The sequence below is a fragment of the Pacificoceanicola onchidii genome, from assembly GCF_004804335.1.
GTDB classification, from domain to species: domain Bacteria; phylum Pseudomonadota; class Alphaproteobacteria; order Rhodobacterales; family Rhodobacteraceae; genus Pacificoceanicola; species Pacificoceanicola onchidii.
In genome coordinates, this window is sequence record NZ_SRXY01000001.1 from 79,772 (window position 1) to 93,808 (window position 14,037).

General features: G+C 64.8%; 12 protein-coding genes. 7 read left to right on the top strand and 5 right to left on the bottom strand.

Features of this window, described 5'->3' with window-relative positions:
- Positions 1-205: 205 nt before the first annotated feature.
- Positions 206-364 (bottom strand): hypothetical protein, encoded by a 159-nt coding sequence (locus E4662_RS23965; RefSeq protein WP_168797850.1) that lies wholly within the window; start codon positions 362-364, stop codon positions 206-208.
- A gap of 243 nt (positions 365-607) precedes the next feature.
- Here E4662_RS23965 and E4662_RS00460 point away from each other — a divergent pair, with 243 nt between their 5' ends.
- From E4662_RS00460 to E4662_RS00490, 7 genes are all read left to right on the top strand, one after another.
- Positions 608-1,552: a sugar-binding transcriptional regulator gene (locus E4662_RS00460; protein WP_136439288.1), complete on the top strand. Its 945-nt coding sequence runs from the start codon at positions 608-610 to the stop codon at positions 1,550-1,552.
- A gap of 195 nt (positions 1,553-1,747) precedes the next feature.
- A complete protein-coding gene (locus tag E4662_RS00465; protein WP_136439289.1) occupies positions 1,748-2,839 on the top strand; it encodes a LacI family DNA-binding transcriptional regulator in 1,092 nt (363 codons plus the stop codon).
- 27 nt (positions 2,840-2,866) lie between these two features.
- Positions 2,867-4,201 (top strand): ABC transporter substrate-binding protein, encoded by a 1,335-nt coding sequence (locus E4662_RS00470; RefSeq protein ID WP_240705074.1) that lies wholly within the window; start codon positions 2,867-2,869, stop codon positions 4,199-4,201.
- Positions 4,202-4,321: 120 nt separating this feature from the next.
- Entirely contained in the window at positions 4,322-5,551 is a 1,230-nt protein-coding gene (locus tag E4662_RS00475) for a carbohydrate ABC transporter permease (protein WP_136439291.1), read from the top strand.
- Complete coding sequence (locus E4662_RS00480; RefSeq protein ID WP_136439292.1) at positions 5,548-6,759, top strand: carbohydrate ABC transporter permease; 1,212 nt, start codon at positions 5,548-5,550, stop codon at positions 6,757-6,759. Before E4662_RS00475 ends, E4662_RS00480 begins: the two co-directional genes overlap by 4 nt.
- A 5-nt stretch (positions 6,760-6,764) precedes the next feature.
- Entirely contained in the window at positions 6,765-8,030 is a 1,266-nt protein-coding gene (locus E4662_RS00485; protein WP_136439293.1) for an MGH1-like glycoside hydrolase domain-containing protein, read from the top strand.
- Positions 8,030-9,076 (top strand): ABC transporter ATP-binding protein, encoded by a 1,047-nt coding sequence (locus tag E4662_RS00490; RefSeq protein ID WP_136439294.1) that lies wholly within the window; start codon positions 8,030-8,032, stop codon positions 9,074-9,076. The genes E4662_RS00485 and E4662_RS00490 overlap by 1 nt, the downstream gene beginning before the upstream one ends.
- 127 nt (positions 9,077-9,203) lie before the next feature.
- Here E4662_RS00490 and cobA read toward each other — a convergent pair whose 3' ends face one another.
- The 4 genes from cobA to E4662_RS00510 are packed head-to-tail and all read right to left on the bottom strand — an operon-like array spanning position 9,204 to position 14,001.
- Positions 9,204-10,088, bottom strand: coding sequence for a uroporphyrinogen-III C-methyltransferase (gene cobA / locus E4662_RS00495; RefSeq protein ID WP_136439295.1), 885 nt, complete (start codon positions 10,086-10,088; stop codon positions 9,204-9,206).
- 12 nt (positions 10,089-10,100) lie between these two features.
- On the bottom strand, positions 10,101-11,057 hold the full coding sequence (locus tag E4662_RS00500) for a glycosyl transferase family protein (RefSeq protein ID WP_136439296.1): 957 nt from the start codon (positions 11,055-11,057) through the stop codon (positions 10,101-10,103).
- Positions 11,054-13,669: a nitrate reductase gene (locus E4662_RS00505; RefSeq protein ID WP_136439297.1), complete on the bottom strand. Its 2,616-nt coding sequence runs from the start codon at positions 13,667-13,669 to the stop codon at positions 11,054-11,056. The genes E4662_RS00500 and E4662_RS00505 overlap by 4 nt, the downstream gene beginning before the upstream one ends.
- Positions 13,669-14,001, bottom strand: coding sequence for a nitrite reductase (NAD(P)H) small subunit (locus tag E4662_RS00510; RefSeq protein WP_136439298.1), 333 nt, complete (start codon positions 13,999-14,001; stop codon positions 13,669-13,671). The genes E4662_RS00505 and E4662_RS00510 overlap by 1 nt, the downstream gene beginning before the upstream one ends.
- Positions 14,002-14,037 lie beyond the last annotated feature (36 nt).

Here is a 14,037-nt window from a genome sequence, read left to right on the forward strand (position 1 = left end):
GTGCCGTCACGCCAAAGGCGTGCCGAGATTTTGCTGGCGCACCTCTGGTGCGACGGGACGGCCCGTCCCTCTCGACAGACTTTTCTTTGAAAAGTCGTCTGTTGGGCAAAGGATGGGCGCGGCGGCCTGCGGCCTTGATTCCGCGCCGTTGGCGAGAAGAATGAGCGTCACAGTCCCAATGACCTTTCCCGGCCAGAACCCGCAGTCAGGCGTTCGGGTCTTTTGTGCACCAGGCATCTTCATAAGCGACCCAATGCATCGGCCCGTCCGTGGCGTTGACGATGACCAATCCCGGCTCTGTCGTGATGATCGAGGCGGACAGCATGTTGAGGAAAACCGCGAGGGCTTCGGCGGACAGGCACATGGCGAGGCTCCTTTGTTGAGGCCGAAAACCGGCCAAGGCATCCTCCCACATTGCTGGTGAGACAAGCCTATCACCAAAATCCTAACAAATCGCACGGTAACGAAGGGTAACCCCTGCGTGCGGTGCGTTAAGCATGAATTCTAAGCGAATGATGAAGAAATAAGCAAGATTGCCGGGCACGCCCCTCTTGCCAAAGCAGCGACACTCTCACACGATAGCGCGAACAACAGGCAGTCCACCCTTATGAAGTCGGCAGACCAAAAACTTGATGATGCCGCCCGCGCGGCCTGGCTCGCCTATGTGGCGGGGATGAAGCAGGATGAGATCGCAGCGCAGATGGGGATCTCGCGGCAGGCGGCACAGCGTCTGGTGGCGCAGGCCATGCAGGCCGGGCTGATCAAGACCCGGATTGATCATCCGGTGGCGGCCTGTATGGATCTGGCAGAGCGGATGCGGGCGGATTTCGATCTGGACATCTGCGAGGTGGTGCCCTCGCTCGGCTCCGAGACCGCCAGCGGGATCGCGGTCTCGCACGCGACGGGCAACATGATCGAAAGCTGGCTCCTGCGCGAAGCGCCGCAGATCATCGGGCTCGGCACCGGGCGCACCCTGCGCGGCGCGATTGAACATCTGCCGCATCTGGAGTGCGGGCAGCACAAGATCGTCTCGCTCACCGGCAACATCGCCCCGGACGGCGCGACGGCCTATTACAACGTTCTGTTCACCATTGCGGACAAGGTTTCGGCCCAGACCTATCCCATGCCGCTGCCGGTGATTGCCGCCAATGCCGAGGAGCGGCGCACCCTGCTCGATCAGGCGACGCTTGCGACGACCCGGATGCTGGCGGAAAAGACCGATGTGCGCTTTGTCGGCGTGGGCGCGATGATGGAGCACCCGCCGCTGGTGGCGGATGGGTTCATCACCGATGCCGACCAGTCGCGGTTGCTTGAGAAAGGCGCGGTGGGCGAGATCGTCGGCTTTGTCTTTGACGAGACCGGCGCGCTGGTTGCCGACGAGATCAACGAAAGGGTCAGCAGCGCCGCCCTGCGCCCTACCCCCGGCGGGCCGGTGATCGGCGCGGCCAACGGCGCGGGCAAGACCCGCGCGATCCGAGCCGCATTAAAGGGCGGTTTGCTCGACGGGCTGGTCACCGACGAAGAGACCGCCCGCGCGCTTCTGGCCGGTTAAGCAAGGCTCTCCCAAAATCCGAACTTTCTGCACCTGCAGCATGGCCTGCGGGGTCATGCCACATGTGCCGATTGTCGCATTGACGGGCTTCGGCATTGTGCAGGTGCAGCGTAGAAAAACGCTCCGAAACCGATTTCGGAGCTTGCCGAAACCGGTTTCGGAGCGCCTCATGCTGCAAGGGAGGACGAATCGACGATGTTTGGTGACCAGGTCATTTCAGCAAAACGGACCCGCGCGAAGCGGGTGACGATTTCTGATCTGGCACGCTATCTCGATCTGACCAAGGGCACCGTCAGCCGGGCCCTGAACGATTACCCCGACATTTCGGACAGCACCCGCGCGCGGGTGCGCAAGGCGGCTGAAAAGCTGGGTTATCGCCCGCTGAGCCATGCGCAGGCGATCCGGACCGGCCGCACAAAGTCCATCGGGCTGGTGCTGGAAGTGACGGAGCACGACGCGCACCGCCCGTTCGTGGACAAGTTCCTGGCCGGGTTGTCGGAAGCGGCCTCGAAACAGGACTGGACGCTGACCGTCGCCACCGCTTCGACGGAGAGCGACACGCTGCGGCTGATGCAGAAGCTGGCGGACGAGCACAAGGCGGACGGGTTCATCCTGCCGCGCACGCGCCTGAGCGATCCGCGCGTGGATTACCTGCGCGATCATGACATTCCTTTTGTCCTGTACGGGCGCACGGCGGATCCGACGGGCTGCGCCTGGTTCGACATCCAGAGCGAAGACGCCATGCGCGATGCGGTTCTGATGCTGGGCGCGCTGGGTCACAAGCGGATCGGTTTTGTCCCCGGCAGCCCCGGCTACACCTACGCAAAGCTGCGCCTCGAAGGCTACAAGGCCGGGCTGGAGACCGCCGGGCTCAGCTTTGACGAAGCGCTGGTGGCCGAACCTGCGGTCAACGCGGCGGCGGGTGAAGCGGCGGCGCATATGCTGGTCTCGCTTGACCGTCCGGCCACGGCGATTGTCTACAGCGTCGATCGGGCCGCACTGGGGGCCTATGAGGCGGCAAAGACGCGCGGGCTGACCATTGGGCAGGACCTGTCGCTGATTTCTTATGACGGCATCCCGGAGAGCGCGATGATCGTGCCACAGCTGACCACCTGGTCCGTGGATTCGCGCGGAGCCGGAGAGCGGCTCGCGGAGATGCTGATCCAGGTAATCGACGGCTCCGAGCCGGAGGCGTGCCGGGCGCTGGTTCCCGCCCGGCTGTTGGATCGGGGCTCTCACGGCCCTGCTCCGAAACACGTGTTAACACCAACCAAAACCACACTTTAGGGAGAGACTGAAACCATGACAAAGCACATGAGATTGCTGACAAGCAGCGCCATGACGCTGGCGTTCCTTGCGGGCGCGGTACAGGCGGACACGATCCGTTTCTGGACCACCGAGGAGCAGCCGGAGCGCCTTGCCAAGCAAGAAGAAATGGCCGCGGCCTTTGAAAAGGCAACCGGCACCGGCGTTGAGGTGATCCCGGTTTCGGAAAGTGACCTTGGCACGCGCGCCACGGCGGCTTTTGCGGCAGGCGATCTGCCGGACGTGATCTACCACACGCTGCAATACGCCCTGCCCTGGGCTGAAGCCGGTATCCTCGACACCGAGGCCGCCACCGAAGTGATCGAGTCCCTTGGCACCGACACCTTCGCGCCGGGCGCCATCGCCATGGCCGCCTATGAAGGCGAGACCGCCTCTGTTCCGGTTGATGGCTGGACGCAGATGGTTGTCTACCGCAAGGACCTCTTCGAGGCCGCCGGTCTTGAAGCGCCGACCTCCTACGCCAACGTCGAAGCGGCGCTGGCCAAGCTGCACAACCCGCCAGAGATGTATGGCTTTGTTGCGGCCACCAAGGTGGACGAGAACTTCATGAGCCAGGTTCTGGAGCATGTCTTCCTCGCCAATGGTGTCTCGCCGGTTGGTCCGGATGGCTTCCAGCCGCTGGATGAGGCCAAGACCATCGAAGTGCTGAACTTCTACAAGGCCATCGCGGAAGCGTCGCCTCCGGGTGATCTTTACTGGGATCAGTCGCGCAGCCTCTACTTCAGCGGCAACGCGGCGATGATCATCTGGTCGCCCTTCATCCTCGACGAGCTGGCCGGTCTGCGCGACAGCGCTCCGCCGACCATCACCGACGATCCGACCAGCTCCGAGCTGGCGTCCAAGACCGGCGTTGTGACCACCTTTGCAGGCCCCTCCAACCCGGACGGCGCGGCATGGGGTGACATCCGTTACTTCGGCATCACCTCTGACGCGGACACCGACGCGGCGATGGACTTCGTGAAGTTCTCGATGGATGACGGTTACGGCCAGACCCTGTCGATTGCGCCGGAAGGCAAGTTCCCGGTCCGCGCGGGCACCGCTGATGCGCCGAACAAGTTCAAGGACCTCTGGGCAACCCTGCCGGTCGGCGTGGATCGCAAAGCCCCACTGGGCGACCTCTATGACAAGGCGATGATCGACGAGATCGTTGGCGGTCTGGACGTGGCACAGCGCTGGGGCGTGGCGGAAGGTCAGCTTGGCCTTGCCTCCAAGATGATCAACAGCCAGGCGATCAACCGCTTTGTGCGTGAGTTCATCGACGGCGAAATCGACGCCGCAGCGGCCGTTGCCGCGATGAACGAGGCACTCGGCGCGCTCGAGTAACCTCCCGAGGCGGGCTGCCGGACCCCCGGTGGCCCGCCCGCTTTTGAAGGCTTCCGACTTTCTTTCCTGCACGCTGCAAGACACCGCACGGGGTCTTGCCCGAACCCGACTGGCCAAATCATGACCCAAGTCCTCCCCCCGACAGGCACGACGCCCCTCGCGAAACGCGAGGCGCGGCTGGCCTGGGGCCTTCTTGCCCCGACCCTGACCAGCGTGGCGCTGGTTGTGGTGCTGCCGCTTCTGGCGATTTTCTGGATTTCTTTCAAACCGATCGGTCTCTCGGACCTGCGGCCAGCGGCCCCTGTGGTGCGCGAGAGCCTGCGCGGATCCGACGAAAACATGCGGATCGAATACCGGGTACGAAACTCCTCGCAGGACACGGAAGTGACCGAGGTGACGCTGGCCGATACGATCCCAAGCGGGCTGACGCTTAGGGCCCTGCCGGACGGCTGTTCGCTGGATGGTGCGGCGCTGTTCTGCGACATCGGCACGCTGGAGGGCGGCTACAACGAACGGCTGCGCATCCCGGCCACGGCGGCGGACAAGGACGCGATGGAAGCGCTGGCCGAGGGCAGCGCGCCCATCGTCACCGGCGAGTCGGACAGCATCCTGACGAACTTCGAGTTCTCCTTTGTGAACTTCGCCCGCATCTTTGACGGCGACGAGTTCTGGGGCGTGCTTGGCGTGACCATGTTCTACACGGTGGTCGGCACCATCGGGGCTTTGGGCGTCGGCCTGTTTGCCGCATTGCTGCTCGACAAGAGTTTCAAGGGGCAAGGCATTCTGCGCGGGCTTTACCTGTTCCCCTATGTCGCCCCGGTGATCGCGGTCGCCTTCTCATGGCTGATCCTGTTTGATCCTTTCTCCGGCTCTGCGAACGCGCTGCTGATCCAGATGGGCGTGACCGATGACGCGATCAACTTCTTTGGCGAGAAGCCTCTGGCGCTGATCATGGTCACGGTCTTCGAGATCTGGCGGTATTTCCCGCTGTCGTTCCTGTTCATCCTTGCGCGGATGCAGTCCATCGACACGGATATGTATGAAGCGGCTGACATGGACGGGGCATCGCCGTTCCAGCAGTTCTGGTATCTCAGCCTGCCGCAACTTCTGGGCATCCTGTCGGTGCTGTTCCTGCTGCGCTTCATCTGGACCTTCAACAAGTTCGACGACATCTTCCTGCTGACGGGCGGTAACGCCGGGACGCGGACGCTGACGGTGAACGTCTATGAACAGGCCTTTGCGGTCTCGAACATCGGCGCGGGCGCGGCGGTTGCAGTGGTGATCTTCCTCTGCCTGCTCACCTTCTCCGTCTTCTTCTTCAAATATGTAAGCCGGGAGGAAGGGCTATGAGCGTCTTGCGACAAGGCTATGTGATCGGTCCGATTATTGGCGTGATCTGGGTGTTCGTGGCGGCGGTGACCGTTGCCGTGGCCATGAGCTTCGCCACCGGGGACGCGTTCCGCCCCTCGGCGCTGTATTCCCTGATCGTGGGCGCGCCGTTGGGTGTGGCCTGCCTGGGGGCCGCGCGGGGTCAGCTGATCCTGGCGGCGGGCTGTGCGGGGTTTGTCCTGCTGATGCTGCTCGGGATCGGCCCGGTGCTGACCGAAGATGTCGGCGTGATGGGGAAGATCATCGCCGGGCTGGTGCTGGGTCTGGCCGTGTGCTGGCCGCTGCTGGCCTTCCTGAAGGAAGCCCACAAGGGCGAGATGACACGGCACATCTTTGAAGATGCGGTGATCCGTTTCCTCACCGGCTTCGGCTATGTCTTCTTCACCGCCATCGTCTTCATTCCCTTCTACGTCATGGTCATGACGAGCTTCAAAAACCAGTCGGAGCTCATTCAGAACCCGCTGGATTTCTCGCTTGATCTGTCGAAGGGCTGGGACCTGTTCCGCTCGTACACGGAGCTGTTCGCGGACTTCAACTTTGGCACCTACCTGCTGAACTCCATGTTCATCTCGGTGATGGCGGTCTTTATCACGCTGCTGTTCAGCGTGCCCGGCGCCTACGCGGTTGCGCGGCTTCGGTTCAAGGGGCAGGCGATGATGTCGCGCTCGATCCTCTTGATCTACATGGTGCCGATCATCGTTCTGGCGCTGCCGATCTACATCGCCTTCTCGATGACGGGTCTGCGCAACACCATCATCGGTATCCTGCTGATCTATCCGGTCACGACGATCCCAGTGGCGCTCTACATGTTGCAGGGCTACTTCCGCGGTCTGCCTGCGGAGATCGAAGAGGCGGGTCTGATGGATGGTCTCAGCCGGCTTGCGGTGATCTGGAAGATCACGCTGCCGCTGTCGCTGCCGGCGCTGGCCTCGGTGAGCCTCTACGTCTTCATGATCGCATGGAACGAGTTCCTGCTCGCCTTCATGCTGCTGGATGATCCGAGCAAGTTCACCCTGACGCGCGGCATTGCCAGCCTCAACTCTTCTGAAATTCCAAGGCAACACCTGATGGCCGGATCTGTCGTTGCGACCGTGCCGATCATGGTGCTGTTCCTTGGCCTTGAACGCTTCATGACCAAGGGCCTGACAGCCGGGTCAGTCAAAGGATGAAACCGATGAGCAAAGATACGATTAGCATGGATGAGCAGGCACGTGCCATCCTGCGCGGCAACGACCGCGGCGGCTACACCGTGCCGACGGCGGGGCTCTACCCCTACCAGTGGAACTGGGACAGCGCCTTTGCGGCCTGGGGGTTTGCCCAGTTCGATCTGGAGCGGGCCTGGGACGAGCTGACCACGCTGTTCGACGGTCAGTGGCCGAGCGGCATGGTCCCGCACATCCAGTTCCACCAGCCGGATCCGGGGTATTTCCCCGGGGCCGACGTCTGGGGCGCGGAGACCAAGGGGCCGGTGCCGAGCTCTGGCGTGAGCCAGCCTCCGGTTGCGGCGACCTTCGCCCTCGCCGTGTACCGCAAGAACCCGGATCAGGGACAAGCGGCGCTGAAGGCGCTGTTCCCCAAGATGGTGAAGTGGCACCGCTGGTTCATGGACTGGCGCAATGACAATGGCGCGATCTTCATCACGCACCCGTGGGAAGCCGGCCGGGACAACGCGCCGGACTGGGACGAAGCCATGGCGGCGATCGATCCGGTGGGTGTCGGCGAATACACCCGCCGCGACACAAGCCATGTCGATCCGGCGATGCGCCCCACGAAGGCAGACTACGACCGCTACATCTGGCTTGTTCAGCGTGGCAGCCGTCTGGACTGGGACGAGGCGGCGATGGCACAGGATATGCCGTTCAAGGTGGCCGATCCGACCATGACCTTCATCCTGCTGCGCGCCAACCGGGATCTGGCGACAATCGCCGATGCCCTGGGCGAAGACCGCACGGAGATCGACGGCTGGACCAAGGTGCTGGAGGCGGGCACGGCCCGGCTGCGCAACCCCGAGACCGGCAGCTACAACGCGGTCAACCTGATCACCGGCAATCACACCGGGAACGTGTCCAACGCGTCTTTCCTGTGCTGGTACGCGGGGATCGAAAGCGCGGACATGATGCGCGAGCTGCATGAGGCTTTCGAGACCTGCAGCTATCCGGTGGCAAGCCACAAGCCCGGAGACGAGACCTTCGACGCCAAGCGGTACTGGCGCGGGCCGACCTGGGCCATCGTCAATGCGCTGATCGGGTACGGTCTGGCCGGTATGGGCCATCATGCCGAAGCGCAGAAGCTGCGGGCGCTCACCGCCGGGCTGATCGCGAAATACGGTTTCGCGGAATACTTTGACCCCACATCCGGCGATCCCGCCGGGGGCGGGACGTTTACATGGACGGCGGCCGTATGGCTTGCCTGGGCTTCGCCGAACGTGGAGGGCGCATAATGGGATCGATCAAACTGAATGCCGTAGAAAAATGGTACGGCTCGGCTCAGGTTATCAAGGGCGTTGACCTTGAGATTTCCGATGGTGAATTTGTCGTCTTTGTCGGCCCGTCGGGCTGTGGCAAGTCCACCCTGCTGCGGATGATCGGCGGTCTGGAAGACATCAGCCGCGGTGTTCTGGAAATCGACGGGCGCGATGCCACTGCCGAGCCGCCCTCGAAGCGCGGCCTTGCGATGGTGTTCCAGAGCTACGCGCTCTATCCGCACATGTCCGTGCGCGACAACGTCGGGTTCTCGCTGAAAACCTCCGGTGTGCCGAAGGACGAGATCGCCCGCAAGGTGGATGAGGCGGCCGAGGTGCTCAAGCTTGGGCCCTATCTGGAACGTCGCCCCAAGGACCTCTCTGGCGGCCAGCGCCAGCGTGTGGCCATCGGGCGCTGCATCGTGCGGGATCCCACGGCCTTCCTGTTCGACGAGCCTTTGTCGAACCTTGACGCGGCTCTGCGCGTGGAGATGCGCTACGAGATCGCCAAGCTGCACCAGTCGCTGAAGTCGACGATGATCTACGTGACCCACGATCAGGTGGAAGCCATGACTCTGGCGGATCGCATCGTCGTGCTGGAGTTCGGCAAGATCGCGCAGGTCGGCTCGCCGCGCGAGCTGTATGAGCGGCCCGCAAACCTGTTTGTGGCGCAGTTCATCGGCAGCCCGAAGATGAACATCCTGCCCTGCACCACCTCCGGCGGCGAATACCGTCTGGAAGGCGGACGCGGCGGCGCGTTCACCGGCGATCATGGTGCGGTGCACCTGGGCATTCGCCCGGAACACATCGCGGTCGGCGCTTCTGGCAGTGGCCAGTGTGACGGGGTGGTCGACGTGATCGAATACCTCGGCGCGGACAGCTACCTGGTGATCGACTGCGGTCCACTGGGCAAGATCACCCAGCGGTCCAGCGGTGACGTGACCCACGCGCCGGGCGATCAGGTTGGCCTGACCTTCGACGCGGACCGGTTGTCGTTCTTTGATGGGGACGGCCTGCGCGTCTGAGCGGGCAACGGACCTAAGGGGGCGTTTTGTCCCCTCCCCCAAGGCGCGGTCTCAGGCCGCGCCTTTTGCATGAGGTCCCGGATCAGGTCCGGGACGGGGCGTGTTCAACGCGCCAGAAGGGCCAACTTCAGCGCGCGACCGCAGCCGCCACCCGCGTCACCTGCGGCGCATCCGGCGTGTCGGGCCATGTGACCAGCACGATGGCGCAGCCGGTGATCTTGTTCTCGGCCACCAGATCGGGCAACCCGGCGAGCGTGCCGTGATAGGCGCGCTCGTCCGGTTTTGACACCTCGACCGCCACCGAAACCGGCGCATCCCCCGGCAGGCCGCGTTCCATCAGCGCGCCCGCGATCCGCCCGGCCTGCGCCACCCCCATATAGAAGGCCGTTGTTGTGCCCGGGCCGCTCATTTTCGCGGTATCGGGCAGAGGATCCCCGGCCCGCGCCATGCCGGTGGTCAACACCAGCGTATTGGCCACGCCGCGCTCGGTCAGGCTCTGGCCCATCGTCGCCGCCGCCGCGCAGACCGCCGTGATGCCGGGGATGATTTCAACGGGGATGGCATGGTTGTTGGCCGCGGCGATCTCCTCTCCCGCCCGGCCAAACACCCCCGGATCCCCCGACTTCAGGCGAACCACGCGACGGCCCTTCAGAGCCTCTTCAACGATGACGTCATTGATCCTTTGCTGCGGCCAGGAATGGTTGCCCACGTGCTTGCCGACAAAGACCAGCTCTGCGCCGGGCCGGACAAAACCCAGAACCTCGTCATCGACGAGCCGATCATAGAACACCACATCCGCCGCCCCGATGCGGTTCACCGCGCGCAGGGTCAGAAGGTCCTTCGCCCCCGGCCCGCAGCCGATCAGCGCGATCTGCCCCTGCCCCGGCACCGGTTCGGCCGTCTCGGCCCCACGGCGACGGATGGTCGGCAGGCGATCGGCCATATTGCGGACAAAGCGCAGGATGGTGCCGGGCAGCGGAGTGGCGGGCGCGGTGGGCATCAGGCTTTTCATGGCGGCTCTCCTTCAGGCGGCCCGCGCGCGGGTGCGTGCGGTCCAGAGGTCTTTGGTGTGGGTTTCAGGCGCGTCATCGCCCAGAGTGCTCAGCGCCAGGGCAGCGGTGCCGGTGACAATGGCTTCGGCAAAATCATCGGTGAGCGCGCCATCCCAGAGCGCGGTCAGCGCAGAGGCATCCCGCGCGCCGTCGTCAAGACGGCGGGTTTCGTCGCGCAGCATCGGCAGGCTGTCTTCCCAGGGCGCACCGGCGCGCAGGCCAAAGCCCGCGATGGCCTTGGCCGGATTGCGTTCAAACTCGCCGCCGCCGCCCTTGATCACCGAAAGCCCCTGCCAGCCCAGAAGATGCGCGGCATCGGCCTGCAGCAGGCGATAAGACGGATGAAAAACGCCCTGCACGCTGGCAGAGGCCCGCGCCGGGTTGAGCATGCGGCAGACGGTGTTCACGCAGGAACGCAGCCCCAGTTTGCTGCGCAGGCCCAGCAGCGCGAACAAGGCAGGCGAGAGCGTCTCCAAAGGCAGATAGGCGATGCCGTCACGGTCCAGCAGGCGACCGGCCGCTTCGGGGCCATCGGCCAATCCTATGCCCGCCGCAGCCAGCCCGCCGCGCACAGCCGGGTCCTGCCCGTTCCAGCCATGGATCAGCACACGGTGACCGGCCTGCGCCACGAGTTTGGCGGAAAGCAGGAACCACGGCAGGCCGCGCGTGCGCCCGGCGGCATAGCTCGGCCAGTCCAGATCCGCTTGCGGCATGACGGGCAGCGCGGCCTGCGCACCTGCGGACAGGCCCGCGATTTCCGGGGCCTCCTCGCCTTTCATCCGGAGCAGCATCAGCAAGGCGCCGATGGCTTCGGGATCCGCCGTGCCGGAGAGCATCTGGGTCATGGCGTCCCGGGCTTCGTCAAAGGTCAGCGACCGCGCGCGGCCCGGACCACGGCCCAGCGTTCTGACGTGCCCGGACAGGCTCATTCCGCAGCCTCCCGGTGCCGCAGACGTTCAAGGATCGTTGCGATTTCAGGACGGCAGGAGCCACAGTTTGTCCCGGCGCGCAGGGCCGATCCCACCGCATCCACGCTGATCAGACCTTCGGTTTCGACAGCGTTGACGATGGTGTTCACCCCCACGTCGAAACAGGCGCAAAGCGTCGGGCCCGGATCCGGGCGGCCCACGGGCGGACGGCCCGTGAGCACATCGGCCTGTTCTTCGCCCGGCAGCTGCGCGAGGTAGTCGCGCACCACGGCGACCGGCTCGGGCGCGATGAAGAGAGCCGCAATGATCCGGCCCTCTTCGAAGAAGGCGATGCGGGCGGAGCCGCGGTTGACGTCGACCAGCGATTGCACCTCTGCATCCGGCAGGCCAAAGAGCGCGCGCGCCTCGGCCTCCCAATCGGTGACCTCCTTCAGTCCGGCCATTTCCATGCGCCAGCCGGATTTGGTGCGGGCGCGGGCCCAATACTCGGCCTGCGGATTCAGGGGTTGTGCGCTGACGGCAAAGCCGTACCAGCGGGCCTTGAACGGCGAGACCGCGACGACGGAGGCCTTGCTTTCCGGCTGGCCCGAGACAGGATCGGTGACAGCCGCCACCAGCGTGTCAATCCGGGCCGAAGGCGCGGTCTCGCCGGTCCAGTGCATGGGGGCAAAAACCTGCCCGCGGGTCACGGCATCGGTGATGCGGGCGCGCAGGATGCCTTCGCCCTGTGGGCTGCGTACGCTCACCAGATCATTGGGTTTGATCCCGTGGTTTTCTGCGTCGAGCGGGTGGATTTCGAGGAAGGGTTCGGCGAGATGCGCCGACAGGCGCGGTGAGAGAGCCGTGCGGGTCATGGTATGCCATTGGTCGCGCAAACGTCCGGTGTTGAGCACGAAGGGAAAGCGCGGGGCGCGTCGGGATTCCGGCGGGCGGTGCGTCAGCGGCAACATCTTTGCCTTGCCGTTCGCGTGGTAGAAGGCCCCGTCCGCAAAGAAGCGTCCGCCCCGACGCGCGGCGGAAACCGGCCAGCGGGTCGGCTCCAGCGCGTCAAAGCCCGCATCATCCAGATCGCTGAAACCGGAGATGTCGAAATCGCGACCGAACTGCGCCGCCACGCCGGAAAGCGCGGCGTATTCGCGGAAAATCTCGGCCGGGGTTTCAAAGTCGAAGGCGTCGTGCCAGCCCATGCGGCGGCCCACGGCGCACAGGATGTCCCAATCGGCGCGCGCCGCGCCGGGCGTGGCCAGGACCGTGCGCTGGCGCGAGATCGTGCGGTCCGAATTGGTCACCGTGCCGGATTTCTCGGCCCATGCCGAAGCAGGCAGAACCACATCCGCCAGCCGCGCCGTGTCGGTCTGGGCCGTGATATCGGAGACCACGACAAAATCGCAGCCCGCGATGGCGGCCTGCACCGCGCTGGCATCGGGCATGGAGACGGCGGGGTTGGTGTGGATGATCCACAGCGCCTTGATCTTGCCCGCGCCCACGGCGTTGAACATGTCGACCGCCTTGAGTCCCGGCTGGGTCGGGATCGTGGGGGCGGACCAGAAGTCCCGCACGGCGGTGCGGTGTTCGGCGTTTTCGATGTCGAGGTGGCAGGCCAGCATGTTGGCCAGACCGCCCACCTCGCGCCCGCCCATGGCGTTGGGCTGGCCGGTGACGCTGAGCGGGCCAAGACCCGGCTTGCCGATGCGGCCCGTGGCGAGGTGGCAGTTGAGGATCGCGTTGACCTTGTCGGAGCCGGAGGAAGACTGGTTCACGCCCTGGCTGAAGACGGTGACGACCTTTTCGGTGCCGAGCCAGAGATCATAGAATTGCCGGACAAGCGCCGGATCGAGCCCGGTCGGCTCAAGGCTGCTTTGCCGGGCGGCGGCGAAGGCCTCTTCGGCCCCGTCGACGTTGCCGAGGAAGGCCGCATCTGTCACGCCGCGCGCCTCGATCTGCGCCAGAAGGCCGTTGAACAGGGCGACATCGCTGCCCGCTTCCAGCGGCAGGTGCAGCTCGGCCATATCGCAGCTGGCGGTGCGGCGCGGGTCGATCACGACGATTCTGGTGCCTCGCTCCTTACGCGCGGCCAGAACCCGCTGGTAGAGCACCGGGTGGCACCAGGCCAGGTTGGAGCCCACCAGCACGATCAGGTCGGCCTCTTCGAGGTCTTCATAGGTGCCGGGGACGGTGTCCGTGCCAAAGGCGCGTTTGTGCCCCGCCACGGTGGAGGCCATGCAAAGCCTTGAATTCGTGTCGATATTCGCCGACCCCATGAAGCCTTTCATGAGTTTGTTGGCGATGTAATAGTCTTCGTTGAGAAGCTGGCCGGAGACGTAGAAAGCCACGCAGTCCGGGCCGTGCCGGGCAATGGCCTGACCGAATTTGCCGGCCACGAGGTCCAGTGCCGTGCCCCAATCGCTCTGCGCGCCGCCGATCTGCGGGTGCAGCAGACGCTCGCCCAGACCGACGGTCTCGCCGAGGGCAGAGCCCTTGGAGCAGAGGCGGCCGTAGTTGGCCGGGTGGTCCGGGTCTCCCCGAACGTCGAGCCCGCCCTGCCCGTCCGCCTTGAGCAGAACGCCGCAGCCGACACCGCAGTAAGGACAGGTTGAGCGGACTTCAGACATCAGGCAGCACCCCGCGCCAGAACGCTTTCGCGTTCGAGCAGAACCCGCGTGCCGTCGAGCCGGACGGGATAGGTCTGCAGGTGTCCTTCGCCGGTGCCGAGCAGCGCGCCGGTTTCGAGGTCAAAGACCGAGTTGTCGATCGGGCAGGCCACGCGGGTGCCATGCACGATGCCTTCGGACAGCGGCCCGCCATCCTGCGTGCAGGCGTTGGAGGTGGCAAAGACCTGCGCTTCGCCGGTGCGAAACAGGCCAATGTCGCCGAAATGCGTTTTGACAACGCGGGCGCCGGGCAGAGGGATGTCATTGAGGTCTGCAACGTCGATCCAGGACATGGATGCTTCTCCTGTGTTGGGCGGTGAGGTCCCGGG

Bases quoted from the DNA above. Each gene is read 5' to 3' on its own strand.
- E4662_RS23965 (WP_168797850.1), bottom strand. From the start codon at position 364: ATGTGCCTGTCCGCCGAAGCCCTCGCGGTTTTCCTCAACATGCTGTCC.
- E4662_RS00460 (WP_136439288.1), top strand. From the start codon at position 608: ATGAAGTCGGCAGACCAAAAACTTGATGATGCCGCCCGCGCGGCCTGG.
- E4662_RS00465 (WP_136439289.1), top strand. From the start codon at position 1,748: ATGTTTGGTGACCAGGTCATTTCAGCAAAACGGACCCGCGCGAAGCGG.
- E4662_RS00470 (WP_240705074.1), top strand. From the start codon at position 2,867: ATGAGATTGCTGACAAGCAGCGCCATGACGCTGGCGTTCCTTGCGGGC.
- E4662_RS00475 (WP_136439291.1), top strand. From the start codon at position 4,322: ATGACCCAAGTCCTCCCCCCGACAGGCACGACGCCCCTCGCGAAACGC.
- E4662_RS00480 (WP_136439292.1), top strand. From the start codon at position 5,548: ATGAGCGTCTTGCGACAAGGCTATGTGATCGGTCCGATTATTGGCGTG.
- E4662_RS00485 (WP_136439293.1), top strand. From the start codon at position 6,765: ATGAGCAAAGATACGATTAGCATGGATGAGCAGGCACGTGCCATCCTG.
- E4662_RS00490 (WP_136439294.1), top strand. From the start codon at position 8,030: ATGGGATCGATCAAACTGAATGCCGTAGAAAAATGGTACGGCTCGGCT.
- cobA (WP_136439295.1), bottom strand. From the start codon at position 10,088: ATGAAAAGCCTGATGCCCACCGCGCCCGCCACTCCGCTGCCCGGCACC.
- E4662_RS00500 (WP_136439296.1), bottom strand. From the start codon at position 11,057: ATGAGCCTGTCCGGGCACGTCAGAACGCTGGGCCGTGGTCCGGGCCGC.
- E4662_RS00505 (WP_136439297.1), bottom strand. From the start codon at position 13,669: ATGTCTGAAGTCCGCTCAACCTGTCCTTACTGCGGTGTCGGCTGCGGC.
- E4662_RS00510 (WP_136439298.1), bottom strand. From the start codon at position 14,001: ATGTCCTGGATCGACGTTGCAGACCTCAATGACATCCCTCTGCCCGGC.